The following is a 19,347-nucleotide window of genomic DNA, read 5'->3' as shown; positions in this document are numbered from 1 at the left end:
CCTAAGGTGGTGGTTGCGCGGCATCGGCAGCGCGCGACCGGTGAGGGGGACGGCGATGTTCTACCGCGGAGCACGAGGCGCACGGCTGTGGGGCACCATCGTGGGGTGGGGCGGCGCCGCGCTCGCCTGCATCTACCTGGTCAACGGCCTGACCCGCAGCGACGCCACGGTGAGGGTGCGGCTCGATCCGCAGGCGGCCCTCGCGCAGGACCCCGGGCTCACCCACGTCGAGTCCGTCGGGATGTTCTACTTCAGCGATCTCGAGGGCGGGGAGCGCATCGTCGCGCGCCTCGGGCTCGTCCTCTTCTGGGTCGTCGTCGCGGCCCTGGGGTTCATGCTCGCCCGGCAGGCGCGGTCCCGGTCCGCCGTCGGCCCCCGGTGGTTCGTGGTGCCCTCCGCCGACGCGACCGTGATCGCGGTGCTCGTCGCCTGCCTCGGGTTCCTGCCCTCGCTCGGCGACGCCCTCGCCTCGAGCGCCGTCCTGAGGGCCGCGGGGATGCCCGAGGGCCTCCAGCCGTACCTGATGAACGTGCAGCTCGGCTGGGTCGCGGCCGGCATCGGGTACGCGACGCTGGTCCACGCGGGCCGGCGTCAGCCCCGGGGGACCCTCACCGTGCCCGCCGCCGTCGGCACGGTCGGCTGACCGCGTCGCACCGACCGCCCACGGGGGTCAGAGGAGCCAGACGAGCGCCAGGGTCAGCGTGGCGGTGATGACGGCGGTCAGCGTGACGACCAGCCAGGTGTCGGGGTGGCCGCAGGGCTCGGGCGGCGCCTGCTGCACGACGACGACCGGCGCGGGCGCGGGGGGCGGCGGCTCGGCGGGCGCGGGCGGCGGCGTCATCGACGAGCCGCAGCGCACGCACCGCACCGCGGTGGGCACGTTGAGCTCGGCGCACGCGGGGCACGCGAGCGTGGAGGCGGTGAGCGCCCCGGAGGCGCCGGGCGCGCGCCAGCGGGCGTCGTCGCCGTCCTCGTCGGGAACGGGGCTCGACGAGGGACGGGCCCAGAACAGCGGGTAGTCGCACGTCGGGCAGAAGTCGCTCGCGAGGCGGCGGTCGGCGCGCACGCGCGTGACCGTGCCGCACTCGGGGCACGTGACGTCGAGGTCGTCCACCCCTGCTCCCTGGCGCTCGTCGAGGTTCGTCATGAGGCCAGCTCCTTCTCCTGCGCCAGCACGGGCCAGATCCTGCGTCCGGCGACCCGTACCTCAGCGTGCACGTGCGCGGGCAGCTCGTCCAGGACGAGCGCCAGGAAGTCGTGCTCCGCGAGCGGGCCGGTGGACCCGACCTCGAGGACCACCCACGCGACGTCGTCGGGCGCCTCGCCCTCGCGGAACACCCCGCCGCTCTCGGTGACCTGCACGGGGCCGCCCGAGTAGAGCTCGAGCAGCGCGGTGAGCCCGGCGACCGTGCCGCGCCACTGCAGCGTGCGCGACGCGGTGTGCAGGATGCGGCGCTGCGCCGGCTCGGGGTAGGACGCGTCGATGCCGTCCAGGCCCAGCCAGCCGGCCATGTGCCGGACCATCGCGACGGGCGTCAGGTCCGGGTCCGCCAGGTGGGGCAGGTTGTCGGCGTGCTGCAGCAGCGTGCCGGCCTGCTCCTGGAAGATCGACACGAACCGCACGAAGAAGTCGTCCGCCAGCATCCCGTGCGGGAGCTGGCGCAGCAGCCAGTCCGGCGGCCGGCCGGTCATCGGACCACCACGCGGTGGTCGGCGGACAGGAACAGCGCGTTGTCGGACAGCGCGATCGACTCGCGACCGCCGCCGATGCGCCGCCCCGTGCGCAGGTCGTACTCGAACAGCTGCAGCTCGTCGACCGCGAGCACGCCGTCGACGCCCTCGACCACCTGCGCGGCCGCGGTGGCGGTCAGCTGGGCGTCGAAGGGCCAGCCGCCGCCGTCCGGGCCGCCCGTGAGCGGGTGGATGAAGCGGGTCAGCGCGTCGGAGATGCGCTGGCGCACCATCGCGGCGGGCCGGCCGGGGAGCGAGCGCACGAGCGCCGCGACGCTGACGCCCTGGTAGTACGGCGTGCCGACCTCGACGGGGACGCCGACCATGCGGCGCGCGTCGAGAGCGTCCGCGACCGCGTCGAACAGCTCCGACGAGAGCGCGAAGTCGTCGATGCGGTGCGTCCGGGGGTCCGTCCGCAGGGCGGGGACGACGAGCACGCGCACCACCGAGGAGCCGCTCGCGGTCGCCGGCAGGCAGCGGGCCCGGGCCACCTCGACGGACGCCTGGCGCGTGATCGCCTCGAAGTCCGACGCGGTCACAGCCCGCTGGCCGGTGCGCAGCGTGAGCGGCCCGCGCAGCTTGGCCTCCTCGACGGACTCGGCGTCGACGCCGCCGCTCGCGGCCCGGGCGTTCGACACCGACGCGACGAACGGCAGGCCGCTGCGCAGCGCGACGAGCGTGCGCGCGCCGACGTTGCCACGCGCGCCGCCGCCCGTGCGGTAGGCGCTGACGCGGACCTCCGCGCCGTCGGGCGGCACGGCGCCGTGCTGGCGCACGATGCCGTCGGGGTGCCGGACGGCGGGCCCGAACCGGACCTCGCCGGTGGTCGAGTCCCACACCACGTGCCGGTCGCCCGGACCCGACGCGGCGAAGTCGGGGACCTCCTGCCAGTGCTCGGTGCGCCCGCGGTCGACGACGAGCACGCCCTCCTCGCCGCGGCGCTCGGCGACGGGCGCGACCGACACGGCGAAGACCTGGCCCGGCGACCCGGTCGAGCGGCCCAGCAGCTCGGCCGGCACGGTGGTGGCGTGCTCGGCGGGCACGGTGACCCCGACGGCCTGCAGGCTCGCCGAGGAGATCCGCGGGGACGCCTGGAACGTCGGCTGGCCCGGCTGCGGCCGGGTCAGCCGCACGCGCAGCCAGTGCGCCAGGACGCCGCCGAGCAGCAGCGGCTCGTGGCGTTGCGGCACCAGCAGGACCACCGAGCCGGACTTGTTGAGGCCGCCCGTGCCGTCGGACTCGACCTGGCACGCGACCCACGCCTCGCCGTCCCAGACCTCCCAGGCGAGCGGCGGGTTGCGCGGGTCGACGCCGATGCCCTCGGCGCGCGCGGCGAGGTCCAGGCGCACGGCGTAGCCGGCCAGGGACCCGCGCGTGCCCAGGTAGAGCGCGTCGTCGGTGGCCACGGGCTCCGACGGGAAGCAGAGCGCGGCCGCCCCGGGGACGGTGATGTCCTCCCAGACGTCGTGCGTCTGGCCGGTGCCGGTGGCCGCCTGCGCCGCGACCAGCTCCGGCGGCGCGACGAGCGACTCGACCGACGTGGAGAACACGACGGGCTCGTCGCCCACGGTGGCGACCTGCGTGCCCAGCGGGACGCGCACCGGGCGCTCCGCGGGCGCGGACAGCCAGAACGTGAGGTCGACGTGCGCGACGCTCGGCGGGAACGGCTCGATGCCGACCAGGTTGAGGAAGTGGACGTACATGCGGTCCGGCACCTGGTTGACGCGGAACAGCACCATCTCCGACATCCACGCGAACAGCTCGATCAGCGCGACGCCGGGATCGGCCACGTTGTGGTTGGTCCACTCCGGGGTGAACCGCGGGATGAGCCGCTTGGTCTCGTCGACGATGTCCTGGAAGGAGCGGTCGTCGAGGTGCGGCGGGTCGAGCGGCATCAGGCGTCCTCACGGGGGATGACGTAGAAGGGGTACACGAGGTTGCGGCGGTCGTTCGTCGCGCGCACGCGGTAGGCGATGCGGATGCGCACCAGGCCCGAGTCGTCGTCGTCCTGCTCGGGCGCGACCTCCTCGACCGTGATCCGCGGCTCCCACTGCGCCAGCGCGTCCCGCACGGCCTGGGAGATGAGGCCCAGCAGGTTCGCGTTCACGGGCTCGAACAGCAGGTCCCAGATGCGGCAGCCGAACTGCGGCCGCATGAGGCGCTCGCCGGGTGCGGTCAGCAGGACCACGCGGATCGCGTCCTCGAGGTCGCCGCCCGCGGCGGTGAGGGCGATCGAGCCGGTGTGGTCCACGTGCATGGGCCAGGCGAACCCCCGACCGACGAAGTCGGGCGCGGCGGGTGCGGCCGTGCGGGGCGTGAGCTCGGTCATCAGTTGATCTTCACCATCGCTCCCTTGACCTCGACGACCCCGCTCGCCTCGACCGACGTCTTGGCCTGCCCCTTGAGGCTCGCCTCGAGCCCCTCGAGCGCGACGCCCAGCGTGCCCTTGACCGTCACCTTGTCCTTGGCGTCGACGCCGACCGCGCCGGTGGCGGCGAGCTCGATCGTCGTGCCCTTGACGGTGATCTTGCCGTTCCCGTCGAACGTGATGGACGACGAGCCCGCCTTGAGGGTCAGCGGCTTCCCGCTGGGGGCCTCGAGGAGCACCGCGTCCTGCCCGACGCGCAGCTGGGCGCCGTTGGCGAGCTTGAGCAGCACGTGCTGCTCCGACTCCTGCTGGCCCTCGGCCAGCTCGATCACGTGCCCGGACCGCGTGCGGATGACGTGCGCGACCAGGCGGCCGCTGTCGTCGACCACCGCCTGGTGCGGCTTCGCGCGCCCTCCGTACAGGCCGCCGAGCACCACGGGCCGCGCGAGGTCGTCGTTCTCGAACCCGACGAGCACCTCGTCGCCCACGTCCGGCAGGAACAGGTGGCCGCGCTCGGACCCCGCGCCCGGCTGCAGCACGCGCGCCCAGGCGGACTTCGCCTGCTCGGACGCCGTGATGATGGAGACGCTGACGCGGCCCAGCTTCTCGGGGTCCTTGAGGTTGTCGACCAGGGCGACCGCGAGCCCGCCCCGGCGGAAGCTCGAGACGCCCGGCGCGGGCGTGCCGGCGTCGCCGAGCCGCACCGGGTCCCGGTCGCCCGCGACGAAGGAGGTGCGCGAGCCCGACTGGTCGACGACGTGCGTGACCTCGCGGACGTAGTACGTGCCCTTCGCCGGCCCGGCGTTCTCGACGAGGAGCATGCCGCCCGCCCGCAGCGCGGGGGTGAACGCCGCGCGCCCGCGCGCGACCATGCGCCCCGTCCGGGCCGCGAGGCCCTTCGCGAGGTCCCGGGCGTCCGCGTCGGAGCGCACGCCGAGGCGGGCCTCGGTCAGCTCGAACTTCTTGCCGCTCGTCGTCGCCGGTGCCCGCCCGGCACGCGCGGCCGGGCTGCTCGCGGTCGCGACGATGGCCTGCTGCTGGGCGACGTCCCACCCGCGCACGGTGACGTCGGTGGGGGCGTCGCTCACCTGGCGCACGGCGAACCCGAAGAGGTCCGAGCCCACGGTGAGCCGCGCCTGGCCGGCGCCGGTCAGGTTGCCGGTGGCGGCGGGCCACAGGTGCAGCACCGTGCCCTCGACGATCCAGTCGCACCCGTACCGCTGGGCGATCTCGTCGATCAGGCCGAGCCGGGTGTCGTTGCGCATGGTGAACGGCATGACCGTGGCCGGCAGCCCGTCCACCTGGGCGGTCATCCGCACCTCGGACGTGAGCTGCGAGACGACGTTGGGGTACGTCATCTCGTGGTAGGTCTCGGCGCCCTCCGCGCGCGCGAGGTCGACCGCCGCGTCGTCGACCGTGACGGTCAGCAGGGCGCCGCCGTGCGCGACGAGCTCGGTCTCGATCGCGGTGACCGTGCCCTCGAGCAGCGTCACGGACGGGGACGCCGCGCCGTCCGGCAGGGACGTGAGCTTCACTGCGGTGCCGACGGTGAGGTCGGTGGCCTCGCTCAGCGCGTAGACCGGGTCGGTGAACGTGAGCGTCGCCCGGCCCACCGCGCGCAGGCCGGTGCGGACCCGCAGCTCGACCAGCTCCGCGAGCCACGACTCGGGCAGGTCCGACCCGTCGGCCGTGATCCGCGGCCAGGTGCGCAGCTTGGTGTCGGCGGCGACGGTCACGAGTCGATCCTCGGCACGGTGAGCAGCGAGCCGGGCCGCAGCGCGAGCGGGTCCGCGATGCCGTTGGCGGACGCCAGCGCGCGCCACCGCGTCGCGTCGCCGTAGTAGGTCGCGGCGATCCGGTCCAGGGTCTCGCCCGCCTGCACCCGGTGGACGCGGTGCGGGCGGGGCGTCCCGGACGTCGGGTTCTGCCGGCCGAAGGCCTGCGACTCCTCGTACTGGCGCAGCGTCAGCGCCAGGGTCGCGCGCAGCGGCGTACCGGTGGTGGAGAAGTACGTGAAGGTGAGGTCCAGGTCCGCCACGACGGCCTTGAACGAGTGCAGGTCGCCCCAGTGGAAGGTCACGTACGGCGGGCGGGCGTTGTGGCTGGTCTCGTCGGTGCCGGGCAGCGTGGGGTCCACGTCCATCAGCGCGACGACCTTGCCCGTGTGGGCGCTGACGGCGGTGCCGTCGTGCGTCGTGTCGAAGAACAGGTCGACCTTGAGCACGCCGGACTCGGCACCCGTGTAGCGCAGCCGCGGCACGCCGCGCCCGGGCATGGGCGTGGCGGCCCAGAGGTTGGAGCGCGAGATCTGCAGCTGCGCCGGGTTGAACAGGCACGGCACGCGCTGCCCGCCCTCGATCTCGAGGAAGGCCTTCTCGATCCCGGTCATCAGAACACCTCCGTGCCGCGGCGCCACGCGCGACGCTCGATCTCCTCGGCCAGCCGCCGCTCGACCAGCTGCAGCACGTGCTCGTCCAGCCCGTCGCGCTGCCACTCGTGCACGCGCGCCATCACCCGCGCCTCGACCTGGTCGGCGATCGCGGTCACGTCCGGTCCCGTGGCGGGGCCGCCGGTGGGCAGGGCGTCGAGGAACGACATGGCGGCTCCCGGGGTGGTGGCAGCGGGCCCGGCAAGGGCCGGGGACGACGAGGCGGACGCGGGCACCGGCGGCCCACCGGGCGCGGCGGAGCCGGGCGACCCGACCATCGCCGCCGCCAGGGCACCGGGCGTGAGGAACGCGCTGGCCGGCAGCCCGCCGCCGGCGCCGGGAGCGCCCGGCGCGGCACCGGTCTCGCGGTGGCTGCCCGGGGCGGGCGCCGCAGCGGGGCGCAGACCGGCGGTCCGCGGCGGCACGACGCGCCAGGACGCGGGCAGCGCCGGCGCCTGCGCGGCGACCGCGGGTGCAGGTGGTGCGCCACCGGCCGCGGCCAGCGCGGAGAGCGCCGCAGGGGGCGCCGGCACGCCGGCGGCTCCGCCCGCGAGGCCCGAACCGGGCGCCGTCCCGCGCGCACGCAGCGCGCCGGACCGGCCGCGCGTCGTCGTCGGCCCCGGCGTCCCCGCGACCCAGCGGCGCACGGTCCGCGTGGCGGGAGCGCCCGGCGCGGACGCCCCGGCGGCGCGGTCGAGGGTCCCGGGCGTGCGGACCGTCCCCGCCCGGTCGGGCGTGCGGTCCGACGACGTGCGGGCGCTTGCGGTGGTCGTCCTCCGGGCCGTCGGCGCGTCCGTGCTCGTCGGGCCGGCCGACGTCCGCGCGGCACCGGACGCCGGCGCGCCGACGGCGGAGGGGGCGACGGGGCGGGCCGTGGCGCCCGAGGCGGGCGTGACGGCGACCGACCCGAGCAGGCGCAGCGCGCTCCCCGGTCCGGTCCCCTGGCCGCCACGCGACTCCCACGCGGCGGGCTGCTGGGAGCGGGCGTAGGCGGCGGCGCTCTCCGCCCAGGCTCCGCCCGCGGTCCGGCCGCCCGCGGGCGCTCCGGCCCCTCCCGCGGTGGGAGCGACGGGCGCGGTCGGGTGCGCGGACGCGGCGGGGGCGGCCGGCGCGAGCGTCGCAGGGAAGCGTCGGACGGGTGCGGCCGGGCCGCTCGCGGATCGCGGACCCGGGCGGGTGCTCCCGCCGCCAGGCGACGTGGGCGTCGGGATCGAGGTCGCGCCCGTCGTGGTCCGGGCCCCGGCGGACAGGGACCGGGCCGGCGTGCCGGGCGTCCCGGCGCTCCCCGCGAGGGCGACCGCGTCCGCGCGTGCGCCCGCGACGAGCGCCGCAGGCGTCGGTGCCGTCACCCCGGGCCGGACCCCGGCCCGCACGGCGGTCGCCGGCTCGAGCGCCCAGCGCGTCGCGCGGCGCACGGTGGACGCCTCGATGCCCAGGCCGCGCCGCGCGTCGTCCGTCCAGGACGGTCGGTGCCCCGCGCGCTGGTGCCCGGCGCCCGGCCGGGACCAGCCCGCGTGCGCGGTCGCCAGCCGGCGCAGGGGCGCGCGGCCGACCGGACCCGCGGCGCGCGTGGGGGCCGTGAGGGCGCCGGGGCCGGCCGAGCCGGAGACCGCCGCGGAGCGCGCGCCCACCGCGCTGACGGTCGTGCTGGCGGTCGTGCTGGTTGTCGTGCTGAGCGCCGAGCTCGTCGCGGCGCCGACGGCCGAGCCGCTCGGTGCGCCGGTGGCGGCTCCGCCCGCGGGGCCGTTCGTTGCGGGGCTCGTGCTGCTGCTCGACGTGCTGGAGGAGGCCCGGTCGTCGCTCGAGGGGACGCCGCCGAGCGCGGTACCCGTCGGACGGCCCTGAGCCGCACCCTCGCCGGGAGCCGCGGACCCGCGGCTCGTCGGGCCTGGGCTGGCCGGTGCGAGGTGGGTCGGAGCGGGGCTCGCAGCCGCGAGGCCCGCGCTCACGCCGGCCGTGCTCGGAGGTACCGCGCCGGCCGTGGCGCTGGTCGTCGGTGGCAGCGACGCTGTCGCGGTGGTCGGTGCCGCCGAGCGCGCGGCGGGAGGCGTCGTGGCGCGGACGGTGGACCCCGTCGCGGAGTGCGCGGTCGTCGGCGCGCCGGGCGTCGTGCCGACGCTCTCCAGCGCCTGCCGGCGGGCGACCTCGGCGAGCGCGGGTCCGGACGGCGCGACCCAGCGTCGCACGCGCGCGGTGCCGTCACCGGTGCTGCCGGCGCTCGCCCCGAGCCCGCGCGGCACGGACCGCAGCGCGACGAGGACGCCGGGTCGCTCTCCGGCCGCCGCCGAGGTGCGAACCGACGAGAACCCGGCTGACGAGACGCCGGCCGACGGGACCCCGGCTGGCGAGGTCCCGGCCGGCGAGCCGCCGCCCGAGGACATCCCAGCCGACGCCCGAGCCGACGACGCCCGCGACGTGCTCGCGGCGAGCGGCTCGGCCGAGGACGCCGTGGTGCCCGCGAGGGCGCTCGGGAGCGGCCGCGCGGGCGCGGTCGCACCGGAGGGTGCCGGCACGGGCGGTCGCGTGGGCGCGGGCGCGAGGCGTGCGGTGCGGGCGCGGGTGGTCGCGGTCGCCAGCGCGCGGCGGCGCAGGAGGCGGCCGCCGGGGGAGGGACGGGCCGCGGCGACCGGCGGGCCGGGCAGCGCTGCGGTCGACGTCCCGGCGGGCGGCCCCGGCAGCGACGCCGGAGGCGGGATGGAGCCCGCCGTGGCGGCGCTCGTCGTCGTCCCCGCGGTCCTGGGAGCCCGGGCGACCCGGCCGGCCGTCGGCGCGGGGGACGACGAGCGCCCGGGTCCCTCGGCGTTCCCCGGGGGGCTCGGGCGGGCGCTCGCGGACGGTCGTGCGGCGGAGCCGGCGGGGACCGGGCGGTCCGGCCGGGCGGAGCGGGGACGTGCGCCGTCGGCGGACGTGAGCATGCGACCGGCGGCGCGCACGTCCTCGGCGACGCGGACGCGGATGGTCTCCGGCACCAGGCGCGCGGGGACCGCGCCGGGCCGGCGCGTCGAGTCGGTGGGCATCTGGTGGACCACGGAGGGCAGGCCGCGGGGGACGGCGGCGGCCTCGGCCTCGTCCATCGTCGTGCGCAGGGCGTCGGTCTGCGCCCACCACCGTGGCGGCGCCACGGCCTCGGCGGCCGCGCCGCGGACCCGGACGGGGGCGGCGGGTCCCGCGAGGGCTCGTCGGACCTCCACGGGGCGCCCCCACCCGCGGGAGAAGCGCGTGGACGACGACGCGAGCGAGCCGATCGGCGACGGCCGCGGACGGCCCACGGGCGGGCCGGGCCGGCGCCAGCGCAGCCCGAGCGAGCGGCCCAGCCGGTTGCCGTCCTCGGCGCCGTCACCGGTGGCGCTGGGCACGCCGGCGACCGTCGGGAGCCTGCTCCCGACGGTCCGTCCCCGCGCTGTGCCCGTCACCTGCTCGTCACCTGCCGTCACCTGCTCGTCAGCCGTCCCGGTCAGGCGCTCGTCGCGGCCCGGAAGCCGTTGTGCGCCACCTCGAGGGTCTCGACGAGCGGCTCGGCCAGCTCGGCGGCGAGACGCGGGCCGGACCAGGCGACCGCGAAGACCCCCTCGAGCTCCCACGAGCGCAGGCGGGCGCCCGTGCCGTCGACGACGGTGACCGCGCCGGTCGCGCGCGTGAGCGTGTTCTGGTTCGCGGCCAGGCCGTCGCCCGAGGACTTCCCGACCCAGGAGAACAGCGCGTCGGAGTTCACCAGGCCGCGCCGGAAGACCAGGTTGGGCCAGCGCATCACGCCGGGGAAGCGGTGGACGTACTGGTTCTGCCCGCCCTCGGCGTACTCCTGCGTGGTCACGACGAGCTCGAGCCCGCTGACCTCCATGAAGGACCCGATCTCGACGCCGTCGACCTCGAACACGAAGTTGGCGGCGACGGCGGGGTCACCACCGAGCGGCTGCTCAGGCACTGTCTCTCACCGCCTCCCACGCGCGGGCGTTCATGGCCGAGACCGCGCGCACCATGCGCACGCGGTCCATGTGCTCGAGGTCGAGCAGGTCCTGCAGCGGCCAGTGCAGGTGGTACGCCAGGTAGGCGATCTCCTGCCACAGCGCGTCGACGGGGTAGCGCAGCATCGTCGCCTACTGACGTGCCTCGGAGCGGATCTCCTCGATCGCCGCCCGGCCGGGCCGCGGCAGCGCGGGCGCGGGCGTCGCGTCCTCGTCGGACCCACCCTGCTCCGCGGGTGCCGGGTCCGACGAGGCCGCGCCGGCGGGCGCCGGGGACGTGGTCCCCGGCGCCGCACCGAGCGCACGCTGCGCGGCGACGAACTCCTCGAACTCCTCGGCGGTCCCGAAGTTGATGACGCCGTAGAAGTCCTGCAGGTAGGCCAGGTCCGCCGCGAACAGCCCCTCGATGTCGAAGGGTGTGACCTGCGGCAGCGAGCCCAGGGACTCCACCACCCGCGCGAGCACCACGATCGTCAGCCGCGGGTCGTCCGGGCCGGTGACCGTGGGGTCGCGCAGGGGCTCGAGCTCGTCACGGGCCGTCGCGAGGCGCATCACGCCGTCGCGGTGGACCGTGCCGTCGCGGTCGACGTAGCCCCGCGGCAGCGTGAACTCGTAACGGGTCCTGAGGGTCACTTGACCCGCTCGAGCGTCTCGATCACCAGGGTGATGTTCTCCTTGACCGGGTCGTTCGAGTCCACCGAGAGCTGGTCGGTCGAGATCTTGCTCGGCCAGCCGTTGGTGAAGTTGAACCGCGCGATCTCGGCGTGCGTGGAGTCGTACAGGACGACCGAGCCGTTCTTGCGGTTGTTCGTCCGGTCGCCCTGCAGGATGCCCTTGCTGCGGATGTCGTGGAACCACTTCCACAGCGCGTCCGAGGTTGCGTCCGCGACGGCCAGGCGCGTGAGCGACAGGTCGCCGGTCTTGTTGCGGCCCGCGAGCGTCTTGATGGTCTGCGACTTGCCGTCCTTGCCGACCTGCTGCGTCGTGGCCACCTCCATCTCGATGTCGAGACCGCTCACGGAGGACAGGATCGAGACGACGGAGCCGTCGATCTCGAGGAAGAAGTTCTGGGCGATCAGCGGGTCGCCGGCGATGAGGTCGTTGGGCATCGGTGTGCTCCTGGTCTAGAAGGGCGCCGCGTCAGGACGCGATCTGCTTGTTCTGGCTGATGCGGAAGATCACGAACTCGGCGGGCTTGACCGGCGCGATGCCGACCTCGACGACGAGCTTGCCGGCGTCGATGGACTCCGGGGGGTTCGTCGTCTCGTCGCACTTGACGAAGAAGGCCTGGTCCGGCGAGGCGCCGAACAGGGCGCCCGCCTGCCACAGACCGCGCAGGTACGCGTTGAGCGTGCGCTTGACGCCCTCCCACAGCGCGACGTCGTTCGGCTCGAAGACCGCCCACTGGGTGCCCTCGAGGATCGTCGACTCGATCATGTTGAACAGCCGGCGCACGTTGATGTACTGCCAGTCGGTGTCCGACGCGAGCGTGCGCGCGCCCCACACGCGGATGCCGCGCGTGCCGAACGGGCGGATCGCGTTGATGCCGATCGGGTTGAGCACGCCCTGCTCGTTCTGGGTGATGGAGCGCTCGACGTCCAGGACGCCGCGGATCGTGTCGTTGGCCGGGGCCTTCCACACGCCGCGCGTCTCGTCCGTGCGGGCCCACACGCCGGCGACGTGGCCGGACGGCGGGACCAGGATCTCGCTGCTGCCGTTGGTGCCGGTCGGGTTCTCGACCTTGATCCAGGGGTAGTACAGCGCGGCGAACGCCGAGTCGTACTGCGCGTCGGCCGAGCGCCACTCCTTGACCTGCTGCGGCGACATCCCGGGAGGGGCGTCGAGGATCGCGACGCGGTTGGCGTGCAGCTCGCAGTGCGCGATGAGGCTGGTCTGCACGGCCTTCCACAGACCCAGGTCCACGGTGCCGTCGGCCTTGGTGGCGGCCGTCAGGAGGTCGGGGACGACGACGATCGTGACGTCCTCGGCGATCGCGAGGCCGTTGATGCCCGAGCGGCTCGACTCCGAGCCGGCGAACTTGCGGCCCGAGACCGGCACCGGCTTCGGCGCGGACTTCTCGAGCGGGTAGGCGCCCGGCTTGAGCAGCTCGAGCTGGCTCGACAGGTCGGTGTCCTGCTCGAGCTTGATCTCGACCTTGACCCGGGTCGACGTCTTGTTGATGACCGTGGCGGCGTCGCGCTTGCCGCCGAGCGTCAGGTCGTCGTAGGACTCGACGGCCTCGCCGCCCTCGACGATCGTGATGCTGAACGGCGCGGGGCCGTCCTCGTCGCCCGCGTCCTGGGTCTCGACCAGCACCGTGATGTCCGCGTCCGGCTCGACCGACTCGACGGCGAGCGGCAGGCCCAGCGAACGGTCCGTGGCGGGCAGCTCGAGGCGTGCGGGCTCGCCCGACGGCTCGGCGTTCGGCACGCGCACGATGTAGGCGGTGGCGCCGCCGTTGAGGAAGTAGCCGTAGACGGACAGCGGGAGCAGGGCGCCCTCGACGAACCCGCCGTACAGGGCCTCGTACTGGGTCCAGCTGGTGACGAGGCGCGGGGCCAGGCCGTCCGGGTCGTTCGGGTCGTCGGTCGGCGCCTTCGCCGTGAAGCCGACGAAGGCGGCGACGGCCGTGGGGGCCGACGCGAGGACCTTCTGGCTGGAGGGGATCTCCTCGACGTAGACGCCGGGCGCGGTGTAGGTGGGCACTGGCGGTCCTTCTTTCGGAAGCTGCCCGCGCGAGGGGCTCAGGGACACCGGCGCGGGTCGGTCTGGAGACGCAGGTGGGTCGAACCCGAGGCTAGGAACGAAGGTCCTGCCGGGCATCGGTAATCGCTACGCAACGTCCGCCGACCGCCGCGGCAGGCTCGTCGCACCCCCGGGCACGCGCCGCTCCGCCCGCCTCCCGCGCCCCGGAAGCGGACGTCCGTCCAGTCCGCCTGCTGGTCGTGTACCACGGACCACCGGGCCCGGCACGGCATCATGGGACGAACGTCCCTGCACACCGGCCGAGAGGCGCTCGTCGTGCCCGTCCCGCACCGCCCGTCCCGCACCGGGGTGCACGACGAGCGTGCGACGCGCCCCGCGACCGTCACAGCCAGCCGGCAGTGGGTGACCCCGCAGTCCCGGCGGGACGCGGTCGAGCTGCTGCGCGAGTCGCTGCGCGGCGGCCGCAGCGTGCTGGTGGTCGGGGAGGCGGGCGTCGGCAAGACCGCCCTCGCGGCCCGCGCGCTCGAGGGGCTGACGGTCGAGGGCCGGGCGCCCGTGGTGGTCGCGCTGACGGGTGCCGCCGCGCGCGCCGGGCTGCCGCTGTCCGGCCTCGAGCCCCTGCTGGGCGACGAGCTGCTGGCGATCGGCAGCTTCGCCCGCACGGTCCGTGCGCTCGGGGAGTCGCTCGCGGAGCTGGCGGGCGACGCCCCGCTGGTCCTGCGGCTCGACGACGCGCACCTGCTGGACGACGCGTCGGCGCAGGCGCTCGGCTGGGTGGTGCGGCAGAACGCGGTGCGCCTGGTCGCGACCACCCGCCCCGCCGGCGCCGCCGGCTCGCCCTGGCTGGAGCTGTGGAAGGACGACGTCGTCGAGCGCATCGACGTCGAGCCGTTCACGGTCGCGGAGATGGAGCAGTGGCTCGCGGGCGAGCTCGGGGGGACGCCCACCTCGGACACCGTGCGCCGGGTGTGGGCGGAGACGCGCGGCAACGTCTTCCACGCGCGCGAGCTCGTGCGTGCGGAGCGGGCCTCGGGGGCGCTGCGGGCGTACGAGGACGTCTGGGTCTGGACCGGCCGCGCGACGCCCGGCTCCCGCCTCATGGAGATCGTGGAGAACGACGTGGCCCGGCTGTCGCCCGAGGCGCAGCGCGCGCTCGAGGTGGTCGCGCTGCTGTGCCCCGCGCCGCTGAGCCTGCTGCTCGACGTCGCGCCGCGGTCCGCGGTCGACGAGCTCGCGCACACCGGCGTCGCGACGCTGCGGCCGCAGGCCTCCGCGACGGGCGGGAGCGAGGTCGTCGTCGACCTGGCGCACGCGCTCTACGCGGAGGCGGTGCGCGCCCGGGTGCCCGGCGGCCGCCGCCGCGAGGTGCTGGACCTGGTCTCCGGCTCGACGCACTCGTCCTCGGGTGCGTCCCTGGTCCGCTCGGTGCTGCTCGCCATGGACTCCGGCCTGCAGGTGGGGCGTGAGCGGATGGAGGCCGCCGTCGCGGAGGCGTTCACGCAGCAGCAGTCCGACGTCGTGGTGCGGCTCGCCGACCTGGCGCTGACCACCGCGCCGGTGGGCAGCGAGTACTGGGCGCGGCTGACGTGCTGGCGCGCCGAGGCGTGGTGGTCGCAGAGCGAGTTCGTGCGCGCCGCCCAGGACGCGAGCTCGGTGGTGGACACGCTGCGCTCGTCGACCGTGATCGACGCAGACCGCGCGCTGCGGCTGGTCGACGCGGTGCAGGTCCTCGCCGCGACGCTGCACGTCTCCGGCGCGGGGATCGACGAGGCGCTCGCGGTCGTCGAGGACACCTCGGCGTGGCTCGCCTCGGTCGACGCGCCCGGCACGTGGCGCGACGAGCTGCGCGCGACGCGGCTGACCCGCCTCGGCTGGGCGGGCCACGGCGCCGAGCACCGCGCCGAGTCGCTGGCCGTGCTGACCGCGACCCGCGTGCCGGCGACCGCCGTGCGGCTGGTGGCCCCCACCGCGCTCGCGCTCGCGGACGCGGGCCGGTTCGCCGACGCCCGCGCGCTGTGCGCCCGCCACCTGCCGCTGGCCCGGGCGCACGCCGAGCGCTACCGGTGGGGCGTGGGCGAGATCGTGTTCGTCGACGTGCTGACCCGTCTGTGGTCGGGCGACCTGGCGGTCCTGGCCGACGAGGGGCTGCGCAGCGTGGGCCAGGAGCCGGTCCCGCTCGACTGGGTGGCCGAGCAGGCCGCGCGCGGGGTCGCGGGGATCCTGGTCGGTGCGTGGTCGCAGGCGGCCGTGGACCTGCGCGCCGCGAACGCGCGGCTCCGCGTGAACGACCGCGGCGGCATGGCCGCGTACACCACGGCCGCGGAGGCGCTGGCCGTCGCGGCGACCGGCTCGGCGAACGCCGCGCGTCTGCTCCTCGACGCGATCCGGGCGATGCCGCTGCGGGCGGCCGCCGCGCTCGAGCCGGAGGTGCGGCTGCTGTCGCTCGACGCGCTCGCGTGGCTGCGGGACCCGGCCGTGGCGGCCGAGGCGGCGGAGCTCGCGCGGTGGGCGCACGAGCGGGGCGCCGCCCGCGTGGAGCTGGAGGCGCTGCACCGCCTGGTGCGCGCGGGCACCAGCACCGCGGACGTGCGCGCCCGCGTCCTCGAGCTCGCGCACGCCGTCGAGGGCGAGCGCGCCGTCGCGCTCGTCGGGCACGTCGCCGCGCTGGCCGCCGGCGACGCCGACCTCGCCCGCATCGCCGAGCGGGAGCTGAACCGGTGCGGGCTGTGGCTGCCGCCCGTCGAGCCGCCCGTGGCGCTGACGCCCCGCGAGCGCGAGATCGCGGCCCTCGCGGCGGGCGGCATGACCTCGCGCGCGATCGCCGCGCGGCTCACGCTCTCGGTCCGCACGGTCGACTCCCACCTCGCGCGCGTGTTCGCCAAGTCCGGGGTGCACTCGCGCGAGGGGCTGGCCGCGGTCCTGCGCTGAGCGCCGCGCGTGGCACGCTGGGCGCATGAGCCTGCTGCGTCGTCGCCCCCGGGAGCGGATCGAGCTCGCCGAGGGCTTCCACGCGGCCGAGGCGCCGGCGCTGCAGCGGGCGATCGTGCAGGCGCTCGGGAACGACCGGCACGGCGGGCGCGCGGTGCCCGCGGAGGTCCAGGTGCAGCGCGGCCGCGACGGTCACCTCGCGCTGGTCTGGCGCAACGGGATCGTCGGGTTCGTGCCGCGGGAGCACGTGCCCGCGCTCGCGGGGCAGCTCGCCCGGTACGACGAGCGTGCCGTGGTGCTCGTCGACGGCAGCGTGCACCCGGAGGTGCACGCGCCCCCGCGGGACGGCGACGACGCGCACGGCGTGCTGTGGCGCATCTGGCTGGGACCGGCACCGGCCGCGTACCCGGAGCCGCCGGCCGAGCTCGACGCGCTGCCCGTCCCGGAGCGCACCATCCTCGGCGTCCCGGTCAGCAGGCTGCGCCCGCCGTCCTGACGGGCTCAGTCGGTCGGCTCCGGGCTGGGGTCCGGGATCTCGTGCGGGCGGTAGGTGGGCAGGCGGCTGGCCGGGCCGAGCGCGAGCGCGCTGAGCCCGCCCAGGACCAGCAGGCCGAGCTGCAGCGCGCGCAGCCGCGCCGCCTCGTTGAGCTCCACGGCGGCGTCGACCTGCTCGGGCGTCGCGGTGGTGCCGGAGAGCACCTCCCGCAGCGCGTCGTTGCTGACGAAGTTCACCTGGTCCAGGTCCACCTGCGCGACGAGCTCGGGCGGCAGCTCGGGGTGCTCGACGACGGCCCGCCCCACACCCACGCTCAGCAGCGTCACCAGCAGCGCGCCCGCGAAGGCCGTGCCCACCGCGGACGCGAGGTTCTGCGTGGTGCCGCGGATCGAGCCCACGTCGCCCGCGAGCTCACGCGGCGCGGCGGTGACGAGCACGTTGAACACGAGCGTGACCAGCGCGCCCTGCCCGATGCCGAACACGACCAGCCCGAGGATCGTCGGCAGCGTCTCCCAGTTGTTGGAGACGACGAACGCGAGCCAGACGAGCGCGCTCGTCGTGAGGACGAACCCGACCAGCCCGATCGTCCGCGGCGGGTAGCGCCGGTAGAACCGCACGACGAGCGTCGCGGTGACGAACACGGTCAGGTTGAACGGCATCATCGCGAGCGAGGTGTCGAACGGCGAGCGCCCCTGGACGATCTGGATGTAGAGCGGCACCGTGAAGTTCAGCGCCGCCTCGAGCAGCACGACGACGAACATGGCGTAGACCGCCGCGCGCTCGCGGCTCGAGCGGAGCACGTCGAGGCTGACCAGCGGCGTGAGCCCGCGGCGCATGCGACGGCGGGTCCAGATGAAGAACGCCTGCCCGAGCACGATGCCGACCAGGACGAGCACGGGCGCGGGGGACAGCCCGAGCAGGTCGAACGGCGCCCCGTCGGTGGCCAGCACCACGCCCCAGGCGTTGAGGTTGTTGAAGCCGAGCGTCAGCATCACGACGCCCAGGCCGATCAGGACGGCGGCCACCACGTCGATCTGCACCTGCCGGTCACCACGGTCCGAGCGCAGCCGGAAGCTGAGCAGGAACACCGACACCGCGAGCGCGAGCACGATCACGAACACGGGCCGCCAGTCGCCGATCAGCGAGCCCAGCGCGCCACCGAGGAAGAACGCGGTGACGCCGGAGATCGCGCGAGCGGACCCGAGCGAGCCGACCGCGGTGGCCTGCTGGGGGCCGTGGTAGTTCTCGGCGATCAGGGCGACGAGCGCGGGGACGATGATGGCCGCCGAGGCGCCCGCGACGGCCTGCGCCGCGATGATCCAGGCGATCGAGGGCCCGAGCAGCATCATCAGCGCCGATGCCGCGAACGTCGCGATGACGATCCGGAACGCGAGCAGCCAGCCGATGCGCTGGCCCAGCTTGGCGCCCACCATGACGAGCGCCGCGACCGCGAGCCCGTAGGTCACGATCGCGCTGCTCGCGACGGTGGGGGACACGTCGAACGACTCGACGATGCCGCCCAGCGAGACCGGGAGGGCAGCGACGTTGAAGGACATGAGGACCTGGGCCAGGAACAGCCCGATCATCGGCACCCAGGAGGCGCGCGCGGCGTTCGGGGTGCCGCTCGTCGGAGGCAGGCTCGTCGGAGGCGTGCTCGTCGTGGTCACTGGGGCTCCCGGGACGCAGGGTCGTGGACGGAGGACGCGAAGACGTTGAGCCCGAGCACGCGCGAGAGGTAGCCGGTCGCCCGCTGCGCGCGGACGGAGTTGCCGGCCGGGTCGAGGCGCGGCGCGAACGCGCCGATGCCCGCCTTGCCGGGGGCGACCGTCACGATGCCGCCCGCGACCCCGGACTTGCCCGGCAGGCCGATCTCGAACAGCCACTCGCCCGAGCGCTCGTAGAGCCCGGTCGAGGCCAGCACGGCCAGCGTGTCGCGGCAGACCTCGGCGGACACCACACGCTCGCCGGTCAGCGGGTTCACGCCCCCGTCCGCCAGCGTCGCGCCCATCACCGCGACGTCGCGCGCCGTCACGACGAGGCTGCACTGGCGCGTGTAGACGTCGACGACCGGCAGCGGGTCGACCTCGATCCGCCCGTAGCTCTCGAGCAGCCGCGCGATGGCCTGGTTGCGCTGGTTGGTCGCGGACTCGGACGCGTAGACCTCGTCGTCCAGCGCGAGCGGGCGCCCCGCGAACCGGGACAGCCCGTCCTGCACGTACGCCCACTGCTCGTCGGGCGCGCCGCCGGGCACCAGCGCGGTGGTGGCCAGCGCGCCCGCGTTGACCATGGGGTTCATGGGGTGGCCGCCGTTGAGCTCGACCGCGACCACGGAGTTGAACGCGAGCCCGGTGTTGTTGACCCCGATGCGCTCGCGGACGGCCGCGTGCCCCAGCTCGTCGCACACCAGCGCGTACACGAACGCCTTGGAGATCGACTGGATCGAGAACCCGGCGTCGGCGTCGCCCGCGGTGTGGGTCCCGCCGTCGACCTCGACGACGCAGAGGCCGAACGCGTCCGGGTCCGCCTGCGCGAGCGCCGGGATGTAGTCCGCGACCGCGCCCGAGGCGTCCTGGCGGGCCCACGCGTAGGCCTCGAGCACCAGCTCGTCGACGCGCTGCCACGGCGGCAGGGCCCCGGTCGCCGCGCGCTGCCCCACGTGGTCCAGGCCCACGTCCATGTCGCCTCCCTCGTCGTGCCGACCCTAGCGACGGGGCAGGACGGAGGGCGA

At 75.7% G+C, this 19,347-nt stretch carries 17 protein-coding genes; 3 read left to right on the top strand and 14 right to left on the bottom strand.

What is annotated here, in order from left to right; translation table 11 throughout:
- The first annotated feature begins 55 nt into the window (after nt 1-55).
- Nucleotides 56-643 (top strand): hypothetical protein, encoded by a 588-nt coding sequence (locus KIN34_RS01740; RefSeq protein WP_214345991.1) that lies wholly within the window; start codon nt 56-58, stop codon nt 641-643.
- A 27-nt stretch (nt 644-670) separates the two neighbouring features.
- On the opposite strand, the gene KIN34_RS01735 is transcribed toward KIN34_RS01740, so the two are convergent.
- The 12 genes from KIN34_RS01735 to KIN34_RS01680 form a co-directional block, all read right to left on the bottom strand.
- Nucleotides 671-1,147 carry a hypothetical protein gene (locus KIN34_RS01735; RefSeq protein WP_214345990.1) on the bottom strand — a complete coding sequence of 159 codons (477 nt, stop codon included), beginning with the start codon at nt 1,145-1,147 and terminating at the stop codon, nt 671-673.
- Complete coding sequence (locus KIN34_RS01730; protein WP_214345989.1) at nt 1,144-1,692, bottom strand: phage tail protein; 549 nt, start codon at nt 1,690-1,692, stop codon at nt 1,144-1,146. The genes KIN34_RS01735 and KIN34_RS01730 overlap by 4 nt, the downstream gene beginning before the upstream one ends.
- A complete protein-coding gene (locus tag KIN34_RS01725) occupies nt 1,689-3,626 on the bottom strand; it encodes a putative baseplate assembly protein (RefSeq protein WP_214345988.1) in 1,938 nt (645 codons plus the stop codon). The genes KIN34_RS01730 and KIN34_RS01725 overlap by 4 nt, the downstream gene beginning before the upstream one ends.
- Nucleotides 3,626-4,060, bottom strand: a complete 435-nt coding sequence (locus KIN34_RS01720; RefSeq protein WP_214345987.1) for a GPW/gp25 family protein — start codon at nt 4,058-4,060, stop codon at nt 3,626-3,628. Before KIN34_RS01720 ends, KIN34_RS01725 begins: the two co-directional genes overlap by 1 nt.
- A complete protein-coding gene (locus KIN34_RS17245; protein WP_214345986.1) occupies nt 4,060-5,835 on the bottom strand; it encodes a phage baseplate assembly protein V in 1,776 nt (591 codons plus the stop codon). Before KIN34_RS17245 ends, KIN34_RS01720 begins: the two co-directional genes overlap by 1 nt.
- The gene (locus KIN34_RS01710) at nt 5,832-6,488 is read right to left on the bottom strand and encodes a CIS tube protein (protein ID WP_214345985.1); all 657 of its coding nucleotides are present in this window, start codon (nt 6,486-6,488) and stop codon (nt 5,832-5,834) included. Before KIN34_RS01710 ends, KIN34_RS17245 begins: the two co-directional genes overlap by 4 nt.
- Entirely contained in the window at nt 6,488-9,883 is a 3,396-nt protein-coding gene (locus KIN34_RS01705) for a hypothetical protein (protein WP_214345984.1), read from the bottom strand. The genes KIN34_RS01710 and KIN34_RS01705 overlap by 1 nt, the downstream gene beginning before the upstream one ends.
- 98 nt (nt 9,884-9,981) lie before the next feature.
- The gene (locus KIN34_RS01700; RefSeq protein ID WP_214345983.1) at nt 9,982-10,449 is read right to left on the bottom strand and encodes a phage tail protein; all 468 of its coding nucleotides are present in this window, start codon (nt 10,447-10,449) and stop codon (nt 9,982-9,984) included.
- Nucleotides 10,442-10,615 carry a DUF6760 family protein gene (locus KIN34_RS01695; RefSeq protein WP_214345982.1) on the bottom strand — a complete coding sequence of 58 codons (174 nt, stop codon included), beginning with the start codon at nt 10,613-10,615 and terminating at the stop codon, nt 10,442-10,444. Before KIN34_RS01695 ends, KIN34_RS01700 begins: the two co-directional genes overlap by 8 nt.
- A 6-nt stretch (nt 10,616-10,621) precedes the next feature.
- The gene (locus KIN34_RS01690) at nt 10,622-11,122 is read right to left on the bottom strand and encodes a hypothetical protein (RefSeq protein WP_214345981.1); all 501 of its coding nucleotides are present in this window, start codon (nt 11,120-11,122) and stop codon (nt 10,622-10,624) included.
- On the bottom strand, nt 11,119-11,598 hold the full coding sequence (locus KIN34_RS01685) for a phage tail protein (RefSeq protein ID WP_214345980.1): 480 nt from the start codon (nt 11,596-11,598) through the stop codon (nt 11,119-11,121). Before KIN34_RS01685 ends, KIN34_RS01690 begins: the two co-directional genes overlap by 4 nt.
- A gap of 31 nt (nt 11,599-11,629) precedes the next feature.
- A complete protein-coding gene (locus tag KIN34_RS01680; RefSeq protein WP_214345979.1) occupies nt 11,630-13,195 on the bottom strand; it encodes a phage tail sheath family protein in 1,566 nt (521 codons plus the stop codon).
- A 273-nt stretch (nt 13,196-13,468) separates the two neighbouring features.
- On the opposite strand from KIN34_RS01680, the gene KIN34_RS01675 reads away from it, so the two are divergent.
- Nucleotides 13,469-16,123 (top strand): helix-turn-helix transcriptional regulator, encoded by a 2,655-nt coding sequence (locus tag KIN34_RS01675; RefSeq protein ID WP_214345978.1) that lies wholly within the window; start codon nt 13,469-13,471, stop codon nt 16,121-16,123.
- A gap of 25 nt (nt 16,124-16,148) precedes the next feature.
- Nucleotides 16,149-16,619 (top strand): hypothetical protein, encoded by a 471-nt coding sequence (locus KIN34_RS01670; protein ID WP_214345977.1) that lies wholly within the window; start codon nt 16,149-16,151, stop codon nt 16,617-16,619.
- A gap of 5 nt (nt 16,620-16,624) precedes the next feature.
- Here KIN34_RS01670 and KIN34_RS01665 read toward each other — a convergent pair whose 3' ends face one another.
- Together KIN34_RS01665 and glsA are read right to left on the bottom strand one after the other, a co-directional pair.
- On the bottom strand, nt 16,625-18,286 hold the full coding sequence (locus KIN34_RS01665) for an MFS transporter (RefSeq protein WP_307858041.1): 1,662 nt from the start codon (nt 18,284-18,286) through the stop codon (nt 16,625-16,627).
- Nucleotides 18,283-19,296, bottom strand: a complete 1,014-nt coding sequence (gene glsA / locus KIN34_RS01660) for a glutaminase A (RefSeq protein ID WP_214345976.1) — start codon at nt 19,294-19,296, stop codon at nt 18,283-18,285. The genes KIN34_RS01665 and glsA overlap by 4 nt, the downstream gene beginning before the upstream one ends.
- Between the last annotated feature and the right edge of the window lie 51 nt (nt 19,297-19,347).

Origin of the sequence: Cellulomonas fulva (assembly GCF_018531375.1) — a bacterium.
Taxonomy (GTDB): domain Bacteria; phylum Actinomycetota; class Actinomycetes; order Actinomycetales; family Cellulomonadaceae; genus Cellulomonas; species Cellulomonas fulva.
Note: the sequence above shows the minus strand (reverse complement) of the source record. Positions and strands in the feature narration are given on the sequence as shown.

Coding starts and splice junctions, on each gene's coding strand:
- KIN34_RS01740 (WP_214345991.1), top strand. CDS start 56: ATGTTCTACCGCGGAGCACGAGGCGCACGGCTGTGGGGCACCATCGTG.
- KIN34_RS01735 (WP_214345990.1), bottom strand. CDS start 1,147: ATGACGAACCTCGACGAGCGCCAGGGAGCAGGGGTGGACGACCTCGAC.
- KIN34_RS01730 (WP_214345989.1), bottom strand. CDS start 1,692: ATGACCGGCCGGCCGCCGGACTGGCTGCTGCGCCAGCTCCCGCACGGG.
- KIN34_RS01725 (WP_214345988.1), bottom strand. CDS start 3,626: ATGCCGCTCGACCCGCCGCACCTCGACGACCGCTCCTTCCAGGACATC.
- KIN34_RS01720 (WP_214345987.1), bottom strand. CDS start 4,060: ATGACCGAGCTCACGCCCCGCACGGCCGCACCCGCCGCGCCCGACTTC.
- KIN34_RS01710 (WP_214345985.1), bottom strand. CDS start 6,488: ATGACCGGGATCGAGAAGGCCTTCCTCGAGATCGAGGGCGGGCAGCGC.
- KIN34_RS01695 (WP_214345982.1), bottom strand. CDS start 10,615: ATGCTGCGCTACCCCGTCGACGCGCTGTGGCAGGAGATCGCCTACCTG.
- KIN34_RS01685 (WP_214345980.1), bottom strand. CDS start 11,598: ATGCCCAACGACCTCATCGCCGGCGACCCGCTGATCGCCCAGAACTTC.
- KIN34_RS01675 (WP_214345978.1), top strand. CDS start 13,469: ATGGGACGAACGTCCCTGCACACCGGCCGAGAGGCGCTCGTCGTGCCC.
- KIN34_RS01670 (WP_214345977.1), top strand. CDS start 16,149: ATGAGCCTGCTGCGTCGTCGCCCCCGGGAGCGGATCGAGCTCGCCGAG.
- glsA (WP_214345976.1), bottom strand. CDS start 19,296: ATGGACGTGGGCCTGGACCACGTGGGGCAGCGCGCGGCGACCGGGGCC.